This window comes from Ponticoccus litoralis, from assembly GCF_039769985.1.
In the GTDB taxonomy this organism is placed as follows: Bacteria; Pseudomonadota; Alphaproteobacteria; order Rhodobacterales; family Rhodobacteraceae; genus Ponticoccus; species Ponticoccus litoralis.
The window spans coordinates 2940199-2962947 of the sequence record NZ_JBDNCH010000002.1; the positions used below are offsets into that span (position 1 = coordinate 2940199).

The following is a 22749-nucleotide window of genomic DNA, read 5'->3' on the forward strand; positions in this document are numbered from 1 at the left end:
GGCTCAGGTCCCCTCTGACGCGGATTTGATGGCGGCGCGGATGCGCGGATAGGTCCCGCAGCGGCAGAGGTTGCCGGACATGGCGGCGTCGATCTCGTCGTCGCCGGGGTTCGGCACCTCGGCCAGCAGGGCGGCGGCCTGCATGATCTGGCCCGACTGGCAGTAGCCGCATTGCGGCACCTGATGCGCGATCCAGGCCTCTTGCAGCGGGTGCGGGGCCTCGGGCTGGCCCAGCCCCTCGATGGTTGTCACGGCGCCCCAGACCTCCGCCAGCGGCACCTGGCAGGACCGCACGGCCTCGCCGTCGATCTGCACGGTGCAGGCCCCGCAAGAGGCGACGCCGCAGCCGTATTTGGTGCCGGTCAGGTTCAGCGCGTCGCGCAGCACCCAAAGCAGGGGGACGTCGCCGGGCAGGTCGACCTGATGGGTCTGCCCGTTCACGGTGAGGGTGGTCATGAGAGCCTCCGATAAGCGGTGAGTTCAGAATTGGGGCTCTGCCCGGCAGTGTCAATCGAGGCGGGGCAGCGTCACCCGGCCCTTGCCCAGCGGGCCGCGCGCCGGTCCATGACGCGACGCCAGAGCGGCGGCACCAGCGCGATACAGGCCATGACTGGCAGCGAATAGGGCAGGATCGGCATGGAGTCGCGGTCGATCTGAAGCCCCGGATAGGGGCGCGCGGGATGCGCGTGGTGGTCGGAATGGCGCGGCGCGTTCAGCATCAGCGCTGAAGACGCCCCCTGCGGTGCGTTCCAGCTGTGCTGCGGGCCGACCGGTTCGGGCCTGCCATTGGCGCTGTCTCGGCGCCTGAGGCCGTAGTGCTGCACGTAGTCCGACAGGAACAGCTGTGCCTGCGCATAGGCCGACAGGGCCAGCAGGGCCGCGATGCCGGCGAGACCTCCGATCACGGCGGCGATGCCCAGCGACAGGACCGCTCCGCCCGCATACCACGCATAGGGATGCACCCCGCGCCCCTGCCGCAGACGGCTTTCGGCGCGGTAGCCCGCGCGCAGCGATCCGGCCCAGGCCCGCGCCGCAAAGGCATACCACGATTCGCCCAGCCGCGCCGAGTTCGGGTCGCGGTCGGTGGCGGCGTGGATGTGATGCACCCGGACATGGGCCGAGGCATGGTGCCCGAACAGCACCGAGGCATAGACCGCGACGCCCAGCCTGCGCGGCCAGCGCCCGGCGCGGTGGATCAGCTCATGTGCGTTGGAATTGCTGACCTGCCCAAGGAACAGCGACAGCGCGAGGAAGATCAGCAGCTTGTCCAGCCAAGGCGCGTCAGAGGACAGCACCGCGACCCCGCCGTAAAGCAGGGGAAAGTGCAGCAGCCCCAGCGTGATCGACAGCCCGCCGCCCGCCGGGAACTCTGCCCCCGGCACATCGGGCGCGGCCAGCGCGGCGATCTTGTCCAGCGCCCAGACGAGCACCGTGACACAGGCCAGCGCCATCGCCGGAAAGGGGGCGCCCACCACCATGGCCAGCGCCAGCAGCGCCACCATGCCAAGGGTCGCAAGCGCGAAACGGATCATGACTTCCCCTACAATCTACCTTACCGGCCAGTCCTGCACCCGATATCACAACATTCCGTCACCGTTCGGGCAGAGTCACGCTATGTCACGGCCCGGGTTGGGGACAGGGCGTCCCTTTCCGCCAGAGCAGTGCGGGCGGAATCGGTATCCAGTGGAGGGTGCGCCTGGCGCCGGACGAAGGCAAGGGCGCGCTGCCTTGCGGGAAACGGCGGCCAGCGCAAGCCGGGAAGCTTCAGGCGCTGCTTTTACATCGGCTGAAAAGTCATTGTTATTACTTGAGAAATGGCGGTCCGCGCATGGATCGTGGAGGCCGGGCCAGGCTGTCTCTGCCCGGGCGACGGATGCCCCCTCTCTCACGCGATCTTGCGGAGGGACAACAAGGCGCTGGAAGGCGCGGCTCTGGCGGGCGGGGGCTTCTTCGACCTGTGGTGCGGGGCGGGGGCCTTGATTTGCGGGCAGGTCAGGCGGCCCCGAACCCGATCCGCGCGGTTATGCGACACCGCCCCGGCGAAATGCGGGCAAGATCGCAAAACTGTAAGTGGACTGGCGCGTTTCCGAGAAGGTGGCGGCCTTCCTGTCCGATAAGGTCAAAATTTCAGTGGTTCTTGTAGACGGCACAGATGCAGCCCTGCGCCTTCAGGCGGGTGCAGAGCCGCCAGGCAGCGTCCCGCGACTCGTGCCCGATGCGGGCCATGTAGTAGCCGCCCTTGGGGCTCGACCGGCTTTTCTGCCAGACAAGATCCGGGACCGCGTCGCCGACCAGCGCCTTGCAGGCCCGCGCCCGGCTCTTGAATTGCTGCATGGCCACCGCCTTGGTGGTCCCGAAGGCCATCTGGACGCCCCATTTCTTCAGCTTCGGCGTACCCGGTTGCTGTGCCGGATAGGCGGTCAGGCGTCGGTTGCGCGCCATCTGGTGGCAGGCCTCCCGAAAGGGCCGGTCGCCGTCCAGCCGGAAATCCGGCGCCTCGGGCGGTGCGTCGCGCCAGGTTTCGGCGGCCAGCCCGGTGATGATCCTGACGTAATCCACCGTCTCTTTCGCCAGCCCGCCGGTGCCCGCCACCAGCCCGTCGGCGCGTCTTTCGCCGCCGTTATAGGCCACCGCCGCCAGCCCGTGATTGCCGTAGCGCCGCCGCAGTTCACCGAGGTATTCCGCCGAATACTCAAGGGCTTCTGCCGGATTGTAGGGGTCCAGAAGGCCGCGCAGCCGGGCGGTCGAGGCGATGAACTGCGCGATCCCCATGGCATCGGCGTGGCTCAGGGCATTGGGGTCGAAGCGGCTTTCCTGCCAGATCAGCCGCGCGAAGAAGCCCGGATCCAGATCGTGGCTTTCGGCGAAGATCTCGATGGCCTGGCAGGTGTCAAAGACGAAATGCGCGGGCCGGATGCACTGCACCTGGCCGAAGGCGCCGGCAGAACACATCGTGCCGGGCTCCGCGCGCAGGGCGGCAGGCCAAAGCAAGAGGAACAGGACAAGGGCGCGCATGCTTCAGTGATCCGTCGCGCCACGCGCTGCGTCAACTCACACTTTTATTAAGTGGCCCTCCGTATTAGGTGGAGGGAGAGTATCAATCGGGAAAGATCCGCCATGTCCTTCTTTGGAAAGCTGAAGAACCGGCTTTTGAAGTCGTCCTCCAAGCTGGATGAGGGGCTTGATGCCATCGTGCAAGAGGGCGGCTCTGCCGACGCGGGCCAGCCCGAGGATCTGCCCGGGGCAGAGATGCCGGTGACCGCCCCGGCCATGCCCGCACCGCAGGCGCCGACGCCGCCGCCGCCGTCGGACACGGCACGGATCAAGCCCATCGACCTGCCGCCCCAGCCCGTGGCCGCGCCGCCGCAGCCGGGGCTTCTGGGGCGCTTCATCGGCAAGGGCCGGGCAGAGCCGGCGGTGCGCCGTGTGCTGGACGACGAGATGCTGGAGCAGCTCGAAGAGCTGCTGATCGCCTCGGATATGGGGGTCGACACGGCCCTGCGGGTGACCGGAAACATCGCCGAGGGGCGCTTTGGCAAACGCCTGTCGACGCGCGAGATCAAGGAACTGCTCAGCGCCGAGGTGGCCCGGATCATGGCGCCCGTCGCGCGGCCCCTGCCGCTCTACCCGCGCCGCCCGCAGGTGGTGCTGGTGGTCGGCGTGAACGGCTCGGGCAAGACCACGACCATCGGCAAGCTCGCCAGCCAGTTCCGGGCCGCGGGCAAGAACGTGGTGATCGCCGCGGGCGATACCTTTCGTGCGGCGGCGGTGGAACAGCTTCAGGTTTGGGGCGAACGGGCCGGGGTGCCGGTCCTGACCGCGCCCGAGGGTTCGGACCCGGCCAGCCTTGCCTTCGACGCCATGACGCGGGCGCAGGCCGAGGGCGCCGACCTCCTGATGATCGACACGGCGGGGCGACTGCAGAACCGGCAGGACCTGATGGAGGAACTGGCCAAGATCGTCCGCGTGATCCGCAAGAAGGACCCGGAGGCGCCGCACAACACGCTTCTGGTGCTGGATGCGACAACCGGCCAGAACGCGGTGAACCAGGTCGAGACCTTCCGCAAGCTCGCCGATGTGTCGGGGCTTGTGATGACCAAGCTGGACGGGACGGCGAAGGGCGGTGTCCTGGTCGCCCTGGCGGACAAGTTCGGCCTGCCGATCCATGCCATCGGCGTGGGTGAACAGATCGACGATCTCGCCCCCTTCGACCCCGAGGAATTCGCCGCCGCCCTGACCGGCCTCGATACGGAAAGCTGACCTCTTCGGTTTCTTCTGTCCCGAAATATCCCGGGGGAGCGCGGCACGCGCGGGGGCAGAGCCCCCATGGGCCGCCGCGGGCCGCCTCACTGCGTCTCGTGCGTGCCCATGGCCCGCTCGACCCGGCGCAGCACCAGCAGCACGGCGACCACCACGACGGTCGCCATGGCGGCCAGCGGCATCTGTCCCGCGCCGCAGCCCAGTCCGATCCCGCCCACCAGCCAGAGCGAGGCGCCGGTGGTCACGTTGCGGACCTTCTCGCCGGCGGTGAAGATCAGCCCGGCGGCAAGGAAGGCCACGCCCGCCGTCACCGCCTCGATCATGCGCAGCGGGTCGTTGCGCTGCTCGCCCGCGCCGAAGTCCATGGCCGCCAGTTCACGGCCCAGCAGCACGAAGAGGCAGGCCGCCACCGAGACGAGGATATGCGTCCGCAGCCCGGCTCGGTTTCTCGCGCCATTCCCGTTCCAGCCCGACGATTCCCCCCAGCAGGATGGCCGCCACGATACGGGCAAAGGCCACCTCCGGCGGAATGACGGAGAAAGAGCGGGTGAATTCCTGCGAGATCTGTTCGAACATGGTCAAGCGGCCCTGCGGAGGTTTCCGGCTTAACCGGGGCCGGGCGCTCGAGGTTCCTCGAAAGCCGTCAGAACCCTTGCATCCGCCCGCGCAACCGGGCAGATGCATGACACCGTCATGCAAAAAGGGGCGCCCGTGTCGGACTGGCTGATCTCTCTCGAAGGCACGGCAGAGGGGCATCGGCTGGCGCTGATCCTTGCCCTGCTGGCCGCCTTTCTTCACGCGGTCTTCGGGGCGCTTCAGAAGGGGCGGCACGATCCGTGGATGTCGCGCGGCGCCATCGACGGCTGTTACGGGCTGATGGCGGCGCCCTTCGCGCTTTTCGTCGTGCCCGTGCCCGAGCCGCATATGTGGCCGATCTTCGCCGGCGCCTTCCTGATCCACACGGTCTACAAGCTGTTGCAGGCCATGGCCTATACGCAGGGCGCCTATACGGTGGTCTACCCGGTGGTGCGCGGCACCGGGCCGCTTTTCGCGGTGATCGGCGCCTCGCTGGTCTTCGGCGAGCATTTCGCGCCGATGCAATGGGCCGGGGTCGGTGTCCTGTTGTCGGGCATCTTCGGGCTTGCGGTCTACAACCTGCGCTACCTCGAAACCGCGCGCGACACGCTGCCCCGGGCGCTGGCCTTCGCGGTCGCCACCGGGCTTTTCGTGGCGCTTTACACCACCTATGACGCCTATGGTATCCGGGCCACGGCGGACCCCTTCACCTTTCTGGCGTGGTTCTTCTTCATCGACGGCCTGCTGATGCCGGTGATCGCGGTGCTGCGCTACCGCAGGATGGCAGAGAAGCCGACCCTGCCGCCGCTGCTGCTGCGCGGCTTCGTCGGCGGCATCGTCGCCTTCTTCAGCTTCGGGTCGGTCATGCTGGCCACCCGCCTCGACAAGGTCGGCGAGGCCGCCGTCCTGCGCGAGACCTCGACGGTCTTCGCGGCGGTCATCGGCTGGCTGGTGCTGAAGGAAACCGTGGGCCCCCGGCGCATCGCGCTGATGGCGCTGATCGCCGCCGGGGCGGTGATCGTTGAGTTGGCGGGCTGAAACGCCTATCTGGAGCGGGACAGGTACGAGAGGCCCCATGACCGACCCAACGCCCACGACAGAACCCAAGCCCGCAACGGACCCGAAAACCGTGAACCCGATGCTGAAGACCGCGCTGGAATTCGGCCCGATCCTTGCCTTCTTCGCAGCTTACCTTTGGCTGAAGGACGAGATCTTCACCATTGGCGGGACAGAATACAACGGCTTCATCCTGGTGACCGCCGCCTTCATCCCGGTCTTCCTGCTGTGCATGGGGGCGCTTTGGAAGCTGACCGGCCACCTCAGCCGCATGCAGGCGGTGACGGCGGTGCTGATCGTGGTCTTCGGCGGGCTGTCGGTCTGGCTGAACGACGAACGCTTCTTCAAGATCAAGCCGACGCTGATCTACCTGCTGTTCGGCGGCGCGCTGGCGATCGGGCTGATGCGCGGGCAAAGCTGGCTTCAGGCGGTGATGGAGGGCCTGATGCCGCTGAAGCAGGAAGGCTGGATGATCCTGACCAGGCGGGTGATGTGGCTCTTCTTCGGGCTTGCGGCCCTGAACGAGGTGATCTGGCGCACCATGAGCACCGAGACATGGGTCTATTTCAAGACCTTCGGCCTGACCGCCGCGATCCTCGTCTTCTTCATGTTCCAGGGCGGGCTGTTCAAGAAATACAGCACCGAGGAAGCGGCGGAGTAATCCGCCCAAGGGGTGGGGGCCAAGCCCACCCTAGCCACCCCGCCGGTCGATGCGCGTGCTGAGGTGGATCAGGCTTTCCGAGCCGCGCACGCCCTTCGCCTCTCCGATCTGATCCAGCGCGCGGTCCAGCGCCTCCGTGGTCTGCGCCGCCAGTTCCGCCACAAGGTCGAAGCGTCCCGAGGTGGTGTGCACCGTCTCGACCTCTTTGACCTGTTTCAGCCGGGCCAGCACCGAGGCCGTGGCGCGCGGCTCTACCCCGATCAGCACCGTCGCGCGGATCGCCGGGTCCAGCCGCTGGCCGCGCCGGATCGTGTAGCCCGCGATGGCGCCCGATTGCTCCAGCTTCTCGATCCGCGCCTGCACGGTGGTCCGCGCAAGGCCAAGGCGCTTTGACAGCTCGGTCGCCGAGGCGCGGGCGTTTTCGGACAAGAGCGCGATCAGCGCGCGGTCTGTTTCGTCGAATTGTATCATTGGACCTGCGTTTTGACGGGGTTTTCGAACATCCTGACGCATCTGCCCGATGAAATCGACAGGAATCGCGCGGAAACTGGGAGAACAGGCAACCTATACCAGAGGCGCGAACCCCATGGTCCTTCAGCAGGCATTCCACCGCAACCCGACGCAGTACCTGTCCCGCGAGACCCCGCAAGAGCCGGTCTTCTTCTTCGACCCCGCAAGGCTGACCGCCACCGCGCGGGTGTTCCTGGACGGCTTTCCCGGCCTCGTGACCTTTGCGGTCAAGGCCAACCCCGACCGCGCCGTTCTGGAAGCGCTGGCCGCCGCCGGGGTGGGTGCCTTCGACGTGGCCTCGCCGGAAGAGATGCACATGGTCCGCGCCGTGGCGCCGGGCGCCGTGCTGCACTATCACAACCCGATCCGCGCCCTGTCCGAGATCGCCGAGGGGCGGCGCATGGGCGTCACCTCGTGGTCGGTGGACCGCCTGTCGGAACTGGACAAGCTGGGCGACCTGAGCGGGCAGGAGATCGCCGTGCGGCTGAAGCTGCCGGTGGCGGGTGCCGTCTATGACTTCGGGTCCAAGTTCGGCGCAGAGCCCGGGCGCGCCGCCGCCCTGCTGGCCGAGGTGGTGAAGCGCGGCGGCACGCCCTCGATCACCTTCCACCCCGGCACCCAATGCCGCGACGCGCAGGCCTGGGTCGCCTATATCCACGCCGCCGCGCGGGTGGCGGAAACCGCCGGCGTCACCCTGCACCGCCTGAACGTGGGCGGCGGCTTTCCGGCGCACCGCGAAGACCCGGCCCCGGATCTGCCCGCCATCTTCGAAGCCATCGACGAGTCCACCCGCGCCGCCTTTGCCACGCCGCCCGCGCTGGTCTGCGAACCGGGTCGGGCCATGGTCGCCGACTGCTTTGAACTCGCGCTGCTGGTCAAGGCCGCGACCGAGGGCGCGGTCTTCCTGAACGACGGCATCTATGGCGGCCTCAGCGAATGGCGCGACCTCGGGCCCTCGGCCCGCATCACCGCGCTGTCGCCGGAAGGCACGCCGCGCAGCGCCCCCTGCGCCCGCTGACCGTCTTCGGCCCGACCTGCGACAGCCTCGACCGGCTGTCGGAAACCGTGCTGCTGCCCGGGGATCTCGCCGAAGGGGACTACCTGCTGTTCCACGCCTGCGGCGCCTATTCCAACGCGCTGGCGACGCGCTTCAACGGCTATGGCGCGCGGAAGATCGTGACACTGGCGCGGTGACGCGGGCTGGACACTTCGGGCATGGCCGCTAAGGTCCGCGCTAAGGCATCCAGCACGCGCGAGGGACCCCCATGGAAAAGTTCGGCAAGGCCCAATCCGTCACACGCAGGGAAGACACGCGGTTCCTGACCGGGCAGGGGCGCTACGTCGACGACATCGTCCCCGAGGGCGCGCTGCGCGCCTTCGTCTTCCGCTCGCCCGTCGCACATGCGCGGATCACCGGGCTGGACGTCTCTGCCGCGCGGGACGCGGAGGGTGTGCATCTGGTGGTGACGGCGCAGGACATGACCGGGGCGGGCGTCGATATCGCCATGTCGGCGACGCTGACGCCGAACCGCGACGGAACCATGGGCGCGGAGACCCGCCGCCCGGTGCTGGCTGAGGACAGGCTGCGCTTTGCCGGGGAACCGGTGGCCGTGGTCGTGGCCGAGACGCTGGAACAGGCCCGCGATGCCGCCGAGCTGATCGAGCTGGATTACGAGGACCTGCCGGTCATGCTGGACCTCGCACCGGGCGACACGGCGATCCACGACGAGGCCCCGGACAACCGCGCCTATGACTACGGCCTCGGCGACGAGGCGGCCACCAAGGCGGCCTTCGAGTCGGCGGCCGGGACCGTCTCGCTGGAGGTCGGCGACAACCGCATCATCGTCAACGCCATGGAGCCGCGCGGCGCCTATGCGGAGTATGAAGCGGGGCGGATGCACCTTGCCTTCAACGGGCAGGGTGTCTGGGGCATGAAGGAAGAACTGTCGCGCGCCTTCGGCGTCGATCCCCGGACGGTGCGGGTGACCAATCCCGATGTCGGTGGCGGCTTCGGCATGAAGGGCATGCCGTACCCCGAGTATTTCATCCTGCCCTATGCCGCCGGGGTGTTGGGCCGGGCCGTGCACTGGATGTCCGACCGGGGCGAGGCGATGCTGAGCGACAATGCCGGGCGCGACCTGACCACCTTTGCCGAGCTGGCCTTCGACGAGACCCACAGGATCACCGCCTATCGCCTGCACACGCGGTCGAACCTTGGCGCCTACAACTCGCACTTCGGTCAAATGATCCAGAGTTTCCTCTTTGGCCGGGTCATCACCGGGGTCTATGACATCCAGACGATGTACTACCGGGCCGAGGGTTTCTACACCAACACCACGCAGGTCGACGCCTATCGCGGCGCCGGTCGGCCCGAGGCGATCTATGTGCTGGAGCGCATCATGGACCGCGCCGCGCGCGAGCTGGGGGTGGACCCGCTGGAGCTGCGGCGGATCAACTTCATCAAGCCCGAGCAGTTTCCCTACAAGACCGCCTCTGGCGAGCTGTATGACGTGGGCGATTTCGCGCGGGTCATGGGCCATGCGGAAGACTTCGCGGCGCTGGATGGCTTTGCCGAGCGGCGCGCGCAGACCGAGGCGCGGGGCAAGCTGCGCGGCATCGGGCTGTGCTACTACATCGAGTCGATCCTCGGGCAGCCGCATGAGGACGTGAAGGTCGAATTCACCGAGGACGGGGCAAAGATCTACGTCGGCACCCAGTCGAACGGGCAGGGGCACGAGACGGTCTTTGCGCAGTTCCTTACCGACCAGTCCGGCATCCCCGCCGAGAAGATCGAGGTGATCCAGGGCGACAGCGACCTGATCACCACGGGCGGCGGCACCGGCGGCTCGCGCTCGGTGACGACGCAGGCCAATGCGACGCTGGCGGTGGTCTCGACCATGGTCAGCGGCTTTGCCGACTTCCTCGCCGACGAGATGGGCGTGCCGGCGGAAGAGATCTCCTTCGACGACGAACGCTTCCGCGCTGAGGGGTCGAACGTGACACCGACGATGATGGAGGCGGCGCAACTGGCGCGCGAGGCGGGCCGCGAGGACCTGCTGACGTGGGACGCGCGGGCCGAGCTTCCGGGCCGCAGCTATCCCAACGGCTGCCACGTGGCCGAGGTCGAGATCGACCCCGACACCGGGCTGACGGAGTGCGTGCGTTACGCGGTGGTCGACGATTTCGGCAACCTCATCAATCCCCTGCTGGCCGAGGGGCAGGTGCATGGCGGTGTCGCGCAGGGGCTGGGTCAGGCGCTGGTCGAACAGGTGGCCTACGACGAGACCGGCCAGCTGCTGACCGGCAGCTTCATGGACTACGCCATGCCGCGCGCCTTCGACATGCCGATGATCGATTTCGCGACAGAGCCGGTGCCCTCGACCGCCAACCCCATGGGCATGAAGGGCTGCGGCGAGGCCGGGACCGTGGGCGCCACGGCGGCGGTCTCGAACGCGGTGCAGGACGCGCTGTGGACCCGCGGCATCCGCCAGGTCGACATGCCCTTCACGCCGCTGCGCGTCTGGACGATGTTGCGCGATCATGCGGCCACGGCTGGGTAACAGGATCTTCGGCTGGTTCCGTCGGCGGCTGTCGACGGACCATTCCGCATGGGGCCACAGGCGCGGGCCGGTCGATCACGTCATCATCCTTGACGGGACCATGTCCTCTTTGAAGGCGGGGCAAGAGACCAACGCGGGCCTGACCTTCCGCCTGCTGCAGGAGCGCGGGCATGCCTCGCTGTTCTACGAGGCGGGGGTGCAGTGGACGGATTGGGCCGCCACCGCCGATGTCGCCTATGGGCGCGGGATCAACGGTCAGATCCGCCGCGCCTATGGCTACCTGTCCTCGCGCTACCGGCCCGGCGACCGGATCTACCTGATGGGCTATTCGCGCGGCGCCTACGCGGTGCGGTCGCTGGCCGGGATCATCGACCGCGTCGGGCTGATCCGCGCCGAGGCGGCGACGGAACGCAATATCCAGCAGATCTACCGCCTGTATCAGCTGGCGCCCGGCGGCACCGCGGCGCGGGATTTTGCCCGGCTCTATTGTCACGACAGCGCGCCGATCGAGATGGTCGGCGTCTGGGACAGCGTCAAGGCGCTGGGGCTGCGGCTGCCGCTGCTGTGGCGGCTGACCGAAAGCAACCACGAGTTTCACAACCACGCGCTTGGGGCGACGGTCCGGCGCGGCTATCACGCCCTGGCCTATGACGAGACGCGGCAGGCCTATGCGCCGGTGCTCTGGTCCTCGCCGCCCGGGTGGGAGGGCGAGGTCGAGCAGGTCTGGTTTCGCGGCACCCATGGCGATGTCGGCGGGCAGATCGGGGCGGAGACGGCGGCGCGGCCGCTGTCGAACATCCCGCTGGTCTGGATGCTGGAAAAGCTGGAGGCCAGCGGCGTGGCCCTGCCCGAGGGCTGGCGGGCGCGGTTTCCCTGCGATGTACACGCGCCATCGATCGGAACCTGGACCGGGCTGGGAAAGCTCTTCCTGCTGCGGGCGCCGCGGCTGGTCGGTGCGGATTCCACCGAAAGCCTGCACGAAACGCTGATCGACAGTCTTGCAACCGGCAGATCGGGGTGATGGTCAAGAAAATTCGTTCACGAGTTCTTTACAGACCTTTAACCTGTGACATTCTAGCCTATCTTTCTATCAGGTCGCGGGGCCGGAACCCCCGCGAAACCTTCACTGTCCCTCGTTCCGTAACTGCGCCCGGGTATTTTCCCGGGCGCTTTTTCTTTTTCAGGGCAGGGGTTTGCAGCTTGCGCCCCGGCACCACCGGCCTAGGATGAGGCGTATGGAATATACCGACGGCCATCTCAAGGATATCCTGATAGGCACGCGCAAGATCGCGGTTGTCGGCGTGTCGATGAACCCGGTCCGGCCCAGCTACTACGTCGCGCGCTACCTGAAACTGAAGGGATTCGCGGTGATTCCGGTGAATCCCGGACATGCGGGGCAGACCCTGTTCGGAGAGACCGTGCGGGCCGGGCTGGCGGATTGTCCCGCCGACGTCGACATGGTCGATATCTTCCGCCGGTCCGAGCATGTGCCGCCGATTGTCGACGAGGCGCTGGCCTGTTTTCCGGGGCTGCGGACGGTCTGGATGCAGATCGGTGTCGTCAGCGAAGAGGCGCGGGCCCGGGCAGAGGCGCGGGGCGTCGACGTGGTGATGAACCGGTGTCCCAAGATCGAGTATCAGCGCCTGTTCGGAGAGCTGCGCATGGGCGGCTTCAACACCGGGGTGATCTCGTCGAAGCTGTGAGGCTCCGGTCCGTGGCCGGTCTCGTGATGCGCGAAGGCGCCCGGCCCACCGTCTCGCTGGCCGCCCTTGCGACCGCTGCGTCGCGGGCGGGACCGGGAGCAAGGTCCGTACAGCGCCGGTTAACCGGATCCCGGTAGAGCTTGGTGCCCCGGGGGCGGCCACCCGGGTCATGCGGCCTCTCGGGCCATCTGCGCGGGGATACCCGCAGCCTCCGGTTTTGCACGTCTGGGTCCATGGGGGCGCAAGGCCCTTCGAAGGGCCTTCGACAAGCGGCTTCGAAGCCGCTTCGCGCCCGTCTCAGCCGCCGCGCGCCGCTTTCTCGGCCAGCCCGGACTGCGATTGCCGCGCCGCGAGCACGGCCATGACCTGCGCCACAGACACATCCCGGGCGCGCAGCATCACCAGCAGGTGAAAGAGCACATCGGCAGCTTCCGAGGCCAGCTTGTCGCGGTCCCCCTTCACGGCTTCGATGATCGCCTCCACCGCTTCCTCACCGAATTTCTCGGCGCATTTCTCGGGGCCCTTGGCCAGGAGCTTGGCGGTCCAGCTTTCGTCGGGAGAGGCCTTGGCGCGGCTGGCCACGATGGCTTCGAGGTCTTCCAGTGTCATGGCGGGGTCCTCAGGGGCGGCTGAAACGGGGCAGGGCCGGGTGGTGGGCCTGCGCCCGGACCCGCGATGGCGTGGGGATGTCGTGGCAGGGGGCTGCGCGCCGGGCGCTGTAGGGGCCTTGCCGCTCACAGCCGCACGGGGATGCCGGCGGCGGCCATATGGGCCTTGGCCTCGGCCACGGTGAAGGTGCCGAAGTGGAAGATGCTGGCTGCCAGTACCGCCGAGGCATGGCCCTCGGTCACGCCCTCGACGAGGTGGTCCAGCGTGCCGACACCGCCCGATGCGATCACCGGGATCTCGACGGCATCCGCGATGGCGCGGGTCATGGGCAGGTTGAAGCCGGATTTGGTGCCGTCGCGGTCCATCGAGGTCAGCAGGATCTCTCCGGCGCCCTTGGCGGCGATCAGGCGGGCGAAGGCGACCGCGTCGATGCCCGTGGGCTTGCGGCACGCCGTGGGTGAAGAGCTCCCACTTGCCGGGGGCCACGGTCTTGGCGTCGATGGCGCAGACGATGCACTGGCTGCCGAACTGATCGGCGGCCTCGGCCACCACATCGGGGTTGGCCACCGCTGCGGAGTTGAACGAGACCTTGTCGGCGCCCGCCAGCAGCAGCGCCCGCACATCCGCCACGGTGCGGACACCGCCGCCCACGGTCAGCGGGATATAGCACTGCTCGGCGGTGCGGCTGACCATGTCGAACATGGTGCCGCGGTTCTCGTGCGTGGCGTGGATGTCAAGGAAGCAGAGCTCGTCGGCACCGGCGGCGTCATAGGCACGGGCGGCGTCCACCGGGTCGCCTGCATCGCGCAGGTCGACGAAGTTGACGCCCTTCACGACGCGGCCATCGGCGACGTCAAGACAGGGAATGATGCGGGTCTTCAGCATGGTCTTCCGGTAGCGCGAAACACCGCGCTTGGAAAGGTCAAAGCAGCGGGCTGCCGGGGGTGGGGCCGGTTTCTTGCAAAGAAACCGCCCCGAATTCCTTGGAGGAATTCGGGGCCTGCACAAAAGCGCGCCGCCCCGGGGGAGGAGGCGGCGCGCGGTCGGGCGGCCCCGGGGTCCGGCCCGTCAGCCGGGGAGGGGGCCGCCCGCGGGCGGGGCAAGCCTTGGGTAAGTCAGCCCTCGCCGTTGTCCTGTTTCTGCATGTGCTGCTGCATCATCGCGGTCAGGCGCTCGTTGACCTCGGAATCCGACTGCGAGGCGGCGCCGATGGCATTGTATTGCTCGACGTCGATGCCGTCGGTGGCATCGATGGCCGCGCGCATCTCGGTCAGGGCCTGCTCCTGTAGTTCCTTGACCGTCTCGCCGTCCTGCGCACCCTGGATCTGGGCGGCGAATTCCTGTCGGATCTCGGCAATTTCAGAGGCCGCCTCGACGAAGCTCTGCAGCTCTGCGTCGCTGAAGTCCACGGCTTCGGGCGTGGCGGCGGGAGCCTGTGCAGGGGCCGCTGCCGGGGCATCCTGCGCGGGGGCGGTCTGCGCCAGAACGGGGGCCAGCGGAGCGGCGGCCAGCGCGGCCAGAGTTGCGGTGCCGAGGAGGGTCTTGCGGATGGTCATGTGCCTTTTCCTTCCGTTGTTTCGGGCTGCGCCATGAGGGCGGCGCGGCCTTCGTCCAGAAAGGTGGCGCGCGGTCCGTCCGGCTTCAACCGGGGCGCGGCGGGGCGGCGGCGGCTTGCCGAAATGCCGTGGTTCGGCCTGCGGGGAATCGCGGACGGCGGGGTTTCGCCCTTGAAGACAGGCCACCGTGCCACCACGGCGGCGGTGACCGTACGGCGGCCAGCGCAAGGCGAGGCTGGGGGGCGGCAAGGCGGGCGCGGGCGGAAGGCTGACGCGCCGCGCGCCAGGATCGCGACATTGCTGTCCTGACGGGGTCAAGGCGCCTCGGGCCCTGGTGCGGCGTGCCGGTGCGTTCGGCTATCGAGTGCCGCAGGCGCCTTGGGCTGCGCCTGCGTCCGGGTGGCGGAGCCGGAAAGGTGGGTCGCCGGTCGGTTGGCGGCGGGGCGGTCCTGCGTCGGACCGCTGCGGCCCCTTTGTCAGGCGAGGGCCTTGAGGGCCGCTTTCAGGTCGAGCGCCCCGTCGTAAAGCGCCCGGCCCGAGATCGCGCCGTTCAGCGCGGCACCGCAGTCGCGCAGGGCGATCAGGTCTTTCAGCGAAGACACCCCGCCCGAGGCGATGACCGGGATCGTCACGGCACGGGCCAGGGCCGCGGTTGCCTGCACGTTGGGGCCCTGCATCGCGCCGTCGCGGTTGATATCGGTGTAGATGATGGCCGCGACGCCCGCGTCTTCGAAGGATCGCGCGAGGTCGGTTGCATCGACATCCGTGGTCTCGGCCCAGCCCTTGGTCGCGACCTTGCCGTCCCGCGCGTCGATGCCCACGGCGACCTGCCCCGGGAAGGCGGCGGCGGCCTCGCGCACGAGGGCGGGGTTCTCGACCGCCACGGTGCCGAGGATCACCCGGGAGAGACCCTTCGACAGCCACATCTCGATGGTCGCCATGTCGCGGATGCCGCCGCCCAGCTGGGCCGGGGTCTTGGTCTGCCTGAGGATCTCCTCGACCGCGGCGGCGTTCACCGGCTGCCCGGCAAAGGCGCCGTTCAGGTCGACAAGATGCAGCCACTCACAGCCCTGCGCCACGAACTCCAGCGCCTGGGCGGCCGGATCGTCGTTGAAGACGGTCGCCTTGTCCATATCGCCGCGCAGCAGGCGGACGGCCTTGCCGTCCTTCAGGTCGATAGCGGGGTAGAGGATCATTTGTGCAGCCCTTCCAGAGTCTTGCGGCCCCTTAGTATGACGCCACGATACATGCAAGCGGACCCTGCGTCACGCTTGCCGTAAAGGCCGGGCGGGCGGCATCGTTTCGGTCATGTCACGACGGGAGGAGAGGACATGAGACTTCTGGCAATGGCGCTGGTGGCCGGTGCGGCGGCGGCGGACCCGGTGGAGGGGACCTGGAAGACGCAGCCCGACGAGGGCGCCTATGCGCATGTGCGCATGGTGCCCTGCGGGGACAAGCTGTGCGGCGTGATCGTGCGGACCTTCAACGCCTCGGGCGAATACGAGTCGCCCAACAAGGGCAAGACGCTGGTCATCAACATGGCGCCGCAGGGCGGCGGCCAGTACCGGGGCAAGGTCTGGCGGCCGTCGAACAACAAGGTCTACACCGGCAAGATGGCCCTGAGCGGCAATGCCCTGACCCTGCAGGGCTGCGTGGCGGGCGGCCTGCTCTGTTCCAGCCAGACTTGGAGCCGGTTGAACTGAGCGGTTTCGCCCGGCCCCCGGCCGGGCGAAGGCCCGGGCGCGCGCCTCTTGCCTGCGGCGTGCCTGAGCCCTCGGGATCCCCCGGGGGCGCAGGCAGGGATCCGGCGCGTCTGCGGGGCGGTCGATCAGAGGTATTTGGGCCAAGAAGAAACCCGAAGGGCGGGCGCCCGGCGGGCGTTTTTCTTGAGGGGTCCGGCAGAGAAGAAAGGCGGCGCGGGCGGCCTGAGCGCTGTTCGCGCCGGTTCTGTCAGGGGCGCCAGCGCAGGAAGTTGGCGATCATGCGCAGGCCTGCGGCGGCGCTCTTCTCGGGGTGGAACTGCAACCCGATGCAGTTGTCGCGGGCGACGATGGCGGTGATGTCGCCGGCATAGTCGACATGGGCCACGCGCTGGGTCGGGTCGATCATCCGCATCTGGTAGGAGTGCACGAAATAGGCGTGTTCGCCGGTTTCGAGGCCCGCCATCACCGGGTGCGGGCGTTCGATCACCAGATCGTTCCAGCCCATATGCGGGATCTTGAGCGCCGGATCGCCGGGCGTGATGCGGTCGACGGTGGCGTCGATCCAGCCGAGGCCTTCGGTCTCTTCGTATTCGAAGCCCCGCTGCGCCATCAGCTGCATGCCGACGCAGATGCCGAGGACCGGGCGGCCCCGGTTCACCGCCTCGAGCATGGCGTCGAAGCAGCCCGAGGCGCGCAGGGCCGCCGCGCAGGAGGGGAAGGCCCCGTCGCCCGGCAGCACGATGTGATCGGCCTTTGCCACGACCTCGGGGTCGCCGGTCACCTGCACGGTGCCGGCGCCGACCTCTTGCGCCATCTTCTGGAAGGCTTTCTGGGCCGAGTGCAGGTTGCCGGTTTCGTAGTCGATGATCGCTGTCAGCATGGATTAGAGCGCGCCCTTGGTGGAGGGGATTTCGTCGCCTTTGCGGGGGTCGGCTTCCACCGCCTCGCGCAGCGCGCGGGCGACCGCCTTGAAGGCGGCCTCGGTGATGTGGTGGCTGTTGATCCCGTGCAGCGCGTCGACGTGCAGGGTGATGCCGCCGTGGGTCGAGAGCGCCTCGGAAGAACTCGCGCACCAGTTCGGTGTCGAAGGTGCCGATCTTGGGCGAGGGCAGGTCGAGGTTCCACACCAGGAAGGGCCGCCCCGAGAGGTCGAGCGCGGCGCGCACCAGCGCGTCGTCCATGGGCAGCAGGCAGGCGCCGTAGCGGCGGATGCCGCGCTTGTCGCCAAGCGCCTGGGCCAGGGCTTGTCCGATGGCGATGCCGGTGTCCTCGACCGTGTGGTGGTCGTCGACATGCAGGTCGCCCTCGGCCCGGATGTGCATGTCGATCAGCGCATGGCGCGACAGTTGATCGAGCATATGGTCGAAGAAGCCCACGCCGGTGTCGTTGTCATAAGTCCCGGACCCGTCGAGGTCGAGGGTGACGGTGATCGCGGTCTCGGCGGTCTTGCGGGTGATGGTGGCTTTGCGCATGTCGGATCGTCCTGCTGTATGCCGGGGCTTATAGGCGGGCCGGGCGCAGGGGGAAAGAGGGCAGGGGGAAAGAGCTGGGGCGCGTCGGGCGGGACAGGCGTTGCGCCGGGGGTGGTCGCCAGCGCGACGCGGCGTGCCGCCTTCGGCGCGGTTGGCGTTTTCGCTGTCGCTGCGATCCATCCGGATTAAGAAGGTGACATGGAGCGGGCGAGGCGATTCGAACGCCCGACCCTAACCTTGGCAAGGTTATGCTCTACCCCTGAGCTACGCCCGCGCGCCATGTCATCTGTGGATCGTGACATCGGCTGTCTGCCGTGTCTTGATCCGGCCACTTGGAGCGGGCGAGGCGATTCGAACGCCCGACCCTAACCTTGGCAAGGTTATGCTCTACCCCTGAGCTACGCCCGCGAACCAAATGGTGAAGGCGGATTTATAGCGAGGCTTCGGGGGGTGCAAGAGGAAATCCGGGGGCTGGCAGGTTTTTTCGTCGCTTTGTTTGCGAAGGGGGCTGCGACGGGCGTCGGGGCGCCTGCCCGATGGCGCGGCGATGGGGGCAAAGGGGGTGAGGCGGCGGCCCCGGGGTCCGCTGCGGTCCCCGGTGGCAGGTGCGGTCACTGCCAGAGCTGCGGCACCGGGCGGGGCACCAGCGTCACGCCGATGCGGCTGCGTTGCGGCTCTTGCATGTCCTTCAGCAGGACGCGGGTGGTGAAATAGCCGTAGTAGCGGTACGTCGACGGCCTGCACCGCCCAGTCGTAGATCTGCGGGTAGACGAAGACGATCTCGTCGCGCAGGCGTTTGCCGGGGATGCGGCGCGGCCATGCCGCGAGTCGGGCGGTGAAGTGGTCGCCCCGGCGCCGGATGGTATCGACCCAGACGAATTCTATCGGTCGCTCGGCATCGGGCACCTTGACCGCGATGAGAAGCGCGAGCGAGGGCGAAAAGAACCCGTGGCGCTTTTCCGTGGCCGAAACCACGTTCGGCAGGGCGGCGCGGGCCTGCCGGTAGGCCTCGTTCATGCGTGGATCGGAGGAGCGGAAGCGCAGCACCGGCAGGTGGCGGATCGGGTGGTCGGAGATCGGGACCTCTTCGACCGGGCCTTCCTCGTCGAAGGGAATGACGGGGGCCTCCTGCGCCGGGACCGGCAGGATGCCGAGGGCCAGCAGAAGGGCGCCCAGCCCGATGAAACGGCGCAAGACCATCGCGGTGTCCTTCCCCCAAATCAACATGGAGAGGATTCTACCCTATAAAGGTGAGGGCTGCGCCGCAACTTTCTGTTTCGCGACGGGAAACGGGGTTGTTCACAGGGGCGCGGGGAAGGGCGGCGCGCCGCGCGGCGGGGGCGGCCTTGACGGTGTTGCGGCGGGCCGTCCTGCGGGGCCGAGCCCATCCGGGGTGCCGACAGGCCGGTGTGATCGGGGGGGCGGACAGCGTTCCGGGGCGCATGCGCGGCTGCCATGGTCCCCGCTCGCGGCGCCGGGGGCTATCGCCTATCTCTGCGATCCGGCCTCGACCGATCCGGCGCGGCGGCCTGCGGCCCGCCCGAAGGCGGGCCCTGTGTCAGGCTCCGGGTCTTCTGCGTCACTCGAACTCGATCAGCAGGTCCTTGGCGTCGATCTGGCTGCCGTGCTGGACATGCACGGCCTTCACCGTGCCGTCGCGCTCGGCGTGCATGCCGGTTTCCATCTTCATCGCCTCGATGGTCAGCAGCAGGTCGCCGGTCTTCACCGCATCCCCCGCTTTCACCCCGATAGAGGCCACGACTCCCGGCATCGGGGCGCCCAGATGGGCGGGATTGCCGACCTCGGCCTTGGGGCGAACGCCGCTGGCAGCGCCGGCCTTGCGATCCGGCACGCGGATCGTGCGGGGCTGGCCGTTCAGTTCGAAGAACACCCGGACCTCGCCGTCGTCCTGCGTCTCGCCAACCGCCTGAAGCCGGATTTCCAGCGTCTTGCCGGGATCGATTTCCGCGGCGATCTCTTCGCCCGCTTCCATGCCGTAGAAGAAGGTCCGCGTGGGCAGGGCGCGCACCGGGCCGTAGGTTTCGTGCCGGGCCGCGTAGTCGGTGAAGACCTTGGGATACATCAGGTAGCCGTTCAGGTCCTCGTCGTCGAAGGTGACGCCTTCGAGGGTCGCGGCCAGTTCCTTGCGCTTTTCCTCGATATCGATCGGGGCGGCCTTGAGGCCGGGGCGCTCGGTGAAGGGCTTCTCGGCTTTCAGGACTTTCTTCTGGATGGCCTTGGGCCAGCCACCCGGGGGCTGGCCAAGGTTGCCCTTCATCATGTCGATGACCGAATCGGGGAAAGAGAGATCCTTGTTCGGGTCCTCGACATCGGCGCGGGTCAGGCCCTGGCTGACCATCATCAGGGCCATGTCGCCCACCACCTTGGACGAGGGTGTGACCTTCACTATATCGCCGAACATCTGGTTCACATCGGCATAGGTCTGGGCGACCTCGTGCCAGCGTTCCTCCAGCCCCATGGAGCGGGCCTGTGCCTTGAGGTTGGTGAACTGGCCGCCGGGCATCTCGTGCAGGTAGACCTCGGACGCCGGGGCCTGCATGCTGGATTCGAAGGCCGCGTACTGGCCGCGCACCGCCTCCCAGTAGTTCGAGATCTCGCGGATCGCGGCGATATCCAGCCCGGTCTCACGCTCGGTGTGGCGCAGGCCCTCGACGACAGAGCCCAGCGTCGGCTGCGAGGTATTGCCCGACAGCGCGTCCATGGCGCAGTCGACCACGTCGACGCCCGCGCGCGCGGCCTCCATGATCGTGGCGATGGCGGCGCCAGAGGTGTCATGCGTGTGGAAGTGGATCGGCAGGCCGACCTCTTCCTTCAGCGTCTTCACCAGCAGGGCGGCGGCGGAGGGCTTCAGCAGGCCCGCCATGTCTTTCAGCCCGAGGATATGGGCGCCGGCCTCTTTCAGCTCCTTGCCCATGGCGACGTAGTATTTCAGGTCATACTTGGCCCGGTCCGGGTCGAGGATGTCACCGGTGTAGCAGACCGTGCCTTCGAGGATCTTCCCCGACTCCAGAACCGCATCCATGGCGACGCGCATGTTCTCGACCCAGTTGAGGCTGTCGAAGACGCGGAAGACGTCGACGCCGGTCTCGGCGGCCTGCTTCACAAAGAACTGCACCACGTTGTCGGGGTAGTTGGTGTAACCCACGCCATTGGCGCCGCGCAGCAGCATCTGCGTCATCAGGTTGGGCATGGCGGCGCGCAGGTCGCGCAGGCGCTGCCACGGACATTCCTGCAGGAAGCGGTAGGCCACGTCGAAGGTGGCGCCGCCCCAGCATTCCACGGAAAAGAGCTGCGGCAGCTTGTGCGCATAGGCGGGCGCGACCTTGATCATGTCGAGGCTGCGCATCCGGGTGGCCAGCAGCGACTGGTGGCCGTCGCGCATGGTGGTGTCGGTGATCAGCACCTGCTTCTGGCTGGTCAGCCAGTCCACGACCGCCTGCGGACCCTTTTCGTCCAGCAGGGTGCGGGTCCCGGCGCGCGGCTCCTCCAGCGGGACCTTCGGCGCCTTCGCGGGCTTGAGGTCGGGGTGGGGCATGGCGCGGCCCTGCACCTCGGGGTGGCCGTTCACGGTGATGTCGGCGATGTAGGTCAGCACCTTGGTGCCCCGGTCGCGGCGCTTCTTGAAGTCGAAGAGATCCGGCGTCGTGTCGATGAACTTGGTCGTGTACTGGTTCGACAGGAAGGTCGGGTGCTTCAGCAGGTTGATGACGAACTCGATATTCGTGGTCACCCCCCGGATGCGGAATTCGCGCAGGGCGCGGTCCATGCGCTTGATCGCCTTCTCGGGCGTCGGCGCCTTGGCGGTGACCTTCACCAGCAGCAGATCGTAGTAGCGGGTGATCACCCCGCCCGCGTAGGCGGTGCCGCCATCCAGGCGGATGCCCATGCCGGTGGCCGACCGGAAGGCGGTGATGCGGCCATAGTCGGGTATGAAGTTGTTGGTCGGGTCCTCGGTGGTGATCCGGGTCTGCAGTGCGTGGCCCGTCAGCTTCACGTCGTACTGGCTGGCCTTGCCGGTGGCCTCGGCAAGGCTTTTGCCCTCGGCGATCAGGATCTGCGCCTGCACGATGTCGATGCCGGTCACCTCTTCGGTGACGGTGTGTTCGACCTGCACGCGCGGGTTGACCTCGATGAAGTAGAAGGCGCCGCTGTCCATATCCATCAGGAACTCGACGGTGCCCGCGCATTCGTAATTCACATGGGCGCAGATCTTGCGGCCCAGCTCGCAGATTTCCTCGCGCTGCGCCTCGCTGAGGTAGGGCGCGGGGGCGCGTTCCACGACCTTCTGGTTGCGGCGCTGGACGGAACAGTCCCGCTCGTACAGGTGGTAGATCGTGCCCATCTTGTCGCCGAGGATCTGCACCTCGACGTGGCGCGCGCGGGTGATCATCTTTTCGAGGTAGCCCTCGTCATTGCCGAAGGCGGCGGCGGCCTCGCGGCGGCCTTCGAGGATCTTGTCCTTCAGCTCTTTCGGGCCTTCGATGGGGCGCATGCCGCGCCCGCCGCCGCCCCAGGAGGCCTTGAGCATCAGCGGATAGCCGATTTCCTCGGCCTCCTTGGCGATGGCCTCCCAGTCGTTGCCCAGCACCTCGGTGGCGGGGATGACCGGCACGCCCGCCTCGATGGCGACCTTGCGGGCCGAGGCCTTGTCCCCCAGCGCGCGCATGGTCGCGGCCTTGGGGCCGATGAAGGTGATGCCCGCCGCGTCGCACGCATCGACGAAATCGGGGTTCTCGGACAGCAGGCCATAGCCCGGGTGGATCGCGTCGGCGCCGGCCTCCTTGGCGACGCGGATGATTTCCTCGATCGACAGGTAGGCCTGCACCGGGCCCAGCCCCTCGCCGATGCGATAGGCCTCGTCCGCCTTGAAGCGGTGCAGGCCCAGCTTGTCCTCTTCGGCGTAGACGGCGACCGTCTTCTTTCCCATCTCGTTGGCGGCGCGCATGATGCGGATGGCAATCTCGCCGCGGTTGGCGATCAGGATTTTCTGGAAATCGGCCATTGGAACTCCTCGTCTGTCACGCCAACCGGCGATGGTTCCGGCGATTTGAAGCTCACGCCG

Annotated in this window: 17 protein-coding genes, 2 tRNA genes and 4 pseudogenes; 8 read left to right on the forward strand and 15 right to left on the reverse strand. The window is 67.9% G+C overall.

The window, feature by feature from the left end; all coding sequences use genetic code 11:
* Positions 1-3: 3 nt before the first annotated feature.
* The 3 genes from ABFB10_RS15635 to ABFB10_RS15645 all read right to left on the reverse strand — a co-directional run bounded on the left by ABFB10_RS15635 (position 4) and on the right by ABFB10_RS15645 (position 3015).
* Positions 4-456: a (2Fe-2S)-binding protein gene (locus ABFB10_RS15635; protein WP_347167213.1), complete on the reverse strand. Its 453-nt coding sequence runs from the start codon at positions 454-456 to the stop codon at positions 4-6.
* 71 nt (positions 457-527) lie between these two features.
* Positions 528-1532, reverse strand: a complete 1005-nt coding sequence (locus tag ABFB10_RS15640; RefSeq protein WP_347167214.1) for an alkane 1-monooxygenase — start codon at positions 1530-1532, stop codon at positions 528-530.
* Positions 1533-2127: 595 nt separating this feature from the next.
* Positions 2128-3015 (reverse strand): lytic transglycosylase domain-containing protein, encoded by an 888-nt coding sequence (locus tag ABFB10_RS15645; RefSeq protein WP_347167215.1) that lies wholly within the window; start codon positions 3013-3015, stop codon positions 2128-2130.
* Between the two features lie 102 nt (positions 3016-3117).
* Between ABFB10_RS15645 and ftsY the strand changes: the two genes are divergently transcribed.
* Positions 3118-4260 (forward strand): signal recognition particle-docking protein FtsY, encoded by a 1143-nt coding sequence (gene ftsY, locus ABFB10_RS15650; RefSeq protein ID WP_347167216.1) that lies wholly within the window; start codon positions 3118-3120, stop codon positions 4258-4260.
* An 86-nt stretch (positions 4261-4346) separates the two neighbouring features.
* Here ftsY and ABFB10_RS15655 read toward each other — a convergent pair.
* Positions 4347-4836, reverse strand: a pseudogene (locus ABFB10_RS15655) (MgtC/SapB family protein).
* Positions 4837-4971: 135 nt separating this feature from the next.
* Here ABFB10_RS15655 and ABFB10_RS15660 point away from each other — a divergent pair.
* Both ABFB10_RS15660 and ABFB10_RS15665 read left to right on the forward strand, forming a co-directional pair.
* A complete protein-coding gene (locus ABFB10_RS15660; protein WP_347168036.1) occupies positions 4972-5874 on the forward strand; it encodes an EamA family transporter in 903 nt (300 codons plus the stop codon).
* A gap of 37 nt (positions 5875-5911) precedes the next feature.
* On the forward strand, positions 5912-6553 hold the full coding sequence (locus ABFB10_RS15665) for an inner membrane-spanning protein YciB (protein ID WP_347167217.1): 642 nt from the start codon (positions 5912-5914) through the stop codon (positions 6551-6553).
* 30 nt (positions 6554-6583) lie between these two features.
* Here the strand turns inward: ABFB10_RS15665 and ABFB10_RS15670 are convergent, their stop codons facing one another.
* Entirely contained in the window at positions 6584-7021 is a 438-nt protein-coding gene (locus ABFB10_RS15670; protein ID WP_347168037.1) for an Lrp/AsnC family transcriptional regulator, read from the reverse strand.
* Between the two features lie 118 nt (positions 7022-7139).
* Here ABFB10_RS15670 and ABFB10_RS15675 point away from each other — a divergent pair.
* From ABFB10_RS15675 to ABFB10_RS15690, 4 genes and pseudogenes are all read left to right on the forward strand, one after another.
* Positions 7140-8257 (forward strand): annotated as a pseudogene (locus tag ABFB10_RS15675) (type III PLP-dependent enzyme).
* A gap of 71 nt (positions 8258-8328) precedes the next feature.
* Positions 8329-10623 (forward strand): xanthine dehydrogenase family protein molybdopterin-binding subunit, encoded by a 2295-nt coding sequence (locus ABFB10_RS15680; RefSeq protein ID WP_347167218.1) that lies wholly within the window; start codon positions 8329-8331, stop codon positions 10621-10623.
* Positions 10601-11644, forward strand: coding sequence for a T6SS phospholipase effector Tle1-like catalytic domain-containing protein (locus tag ABFB10_RS15685; RefSeq protein WP_347168038.1), 1044 nt, complete (start codon positions 10601-10603; stop codon positions 11642-11644). The genes ABFB10_RS15680 and ABFB10_RS15685 overlap by 23 nt, the downstream gene beginning before the upstream one ends.
* A 214-nt stretch (positions 11645-11858) precedes the next feature.
* On the forward strand, positions 11859-12326 hold the full coding sequence (locus ABFB10_RS15690) for a CoA-binding protein (RefSeq protein WP_347167219.1): 468 nt from the start codon (positions 11859-11861) through the stop codon (positions 12324-12326).
* Between the two features lie 297 nt (positions 12327-12623).
* Here ABFB10_RS15690 and ABFB10_RS15695 read toward each other — a convergent pair whose 3' ends face one another.
* The 4 genes and pseudogenes from ABFB10_RS15695 to hisA all read right to left on the reverse strand — a co-directional run bounded on the left by ABFB10_RS15695 (position 12624) and on the right by hisA (position 15687).
* Positions 12624-12935: a phosphoribosyl-ATP diphosphatase gene (locus ABFB10_RS15695; RefSeq protein ID WP_347167220.1), complete on the reverse strand. Its 312-nt coding sequence runs from the start codon at positions 12933-12935 to the stop codon at positions 12624-12626.
* A 125-nt stretch (positions 12936-13060) separates the two neighbouring features.
* A pseudogene (gene hisF / locus ABFB10_RS15700) lies at positions 13061-13820 on the reverse strand (imidazole glycerol phosphate synthase subunit HisF).
* Between the two features lie 230 nt (positions 13821-14050).
* The gene (locus tag ABFB10_RS15705) at positions 14051-14491 is read right to left on the reverse strand and encodes a DUF4168 domain-containing protein (protein ID WP_347167221.1); all 441 of its coding nucleotides are present in this window, start codon (positions 14489-14491) and stop codon (positions 14051-14053) included.
* Positions 14492-14967: 476 nt separating this feature from the next.
* Positions 14968-15687, reverse strand: a complete 720-nt coding sequence (gene hisA / locus ABFB10_RS15710; RefSeq protein ID WP_347167222.1) for a 1-(5-phosphoribosyl)-5-[(5-phosphoribosylamino)methylideneamino]imidazole-4-carboxamide isomerase — start codon at positions 15685-15687, stop codon at positions 14968-14970.
* Between the two features lie 135 nt (positions 15688-15822).
* Here hisA and ABFB10_RS15715 point away from each other — a divergent pair, with 135 nt between their 5' ends.
* On the forward strand, positions 15823-16194 hold the full coding sequence (locus ABFB10_RS15715; RefSeq protein WP_347167223.1) for a DUF2147 domain-containing protein: 372 nt from the start codon (positions 15823-15825) through the stop codon (positions 16192-16194).
* A gap of 247 nt (positions 16195-16441) precedes the next feature.
* Here the strand turns inward: ABFB10_RS15715 and hisH are convergent, their stop codons facing one another.
* The 6 genes and pseudogenes from hisH to ABFB10_RS15745 all read right to left on the reverse strand — a co-directional run bounded on the left by hisH (position 16442) and on the right by ABFB10_RS15745 (position 22689).
* Positions 16442-17074 carry an imidazole glycerol phosphate synthase subunit HisH gene (hisH, locus tag ABFB10_RS15720; protein WP_347167224.1) on the reverse strand — a complete coding sequence of 211 codons (633 nt, stop codon included), beginning with the start codon at positions 17072-17074 and terminating at the stop codon, positions 16442-16444.
* Between the two features lie 3 nt (positions 17075-17077).
* Positions 17078-17666 (reverse strand): annotated as a pseudogene (gene hisB / locus ABFB10_RS15725) (imidazoleglycerol-phosphate dehydratase HisB).
* Between the two features lie 199 nt (positions 17667-17865).
* Positions 17866-17940, reverse strand: a tRNA-Gly gene (locus tag ABFB10_RS15730).
* Positions 17941-17999: 59 nt separating this feature from the next.
* A tRNA-Gly gene (locus ABFB10_RS15735) sits at positions 18000-18074 on the reverse strand.
* On the reverse strand, positions 18054-18866 hold the full coding sequence (locus ABFB10_RS15740) for a DUF2314 domain-containing protein (RefSeq protein ID WP_347167225.1): 813 nt from the start codon (positions 18864-18866) through the stop codon (positions 18054-18056). Before ABFB10_RS15740 ends, ABFB10_RS15735 begins: the two co-directional genes overlap by 21 nt.
* A 379-nt stretch (positions 18867-19245) precedes the next feature.
* Entirely contained in the window at positions 19246-22689 is a 3444-nt protein-coding gene (locus ABFB10_RS15745) for a pyruvate carboxylase (protein WP_347167226.1), read from the reverse strand.
* Between the last annotated feature and the right edge of the window lie 60 nt (positions 22690-22749).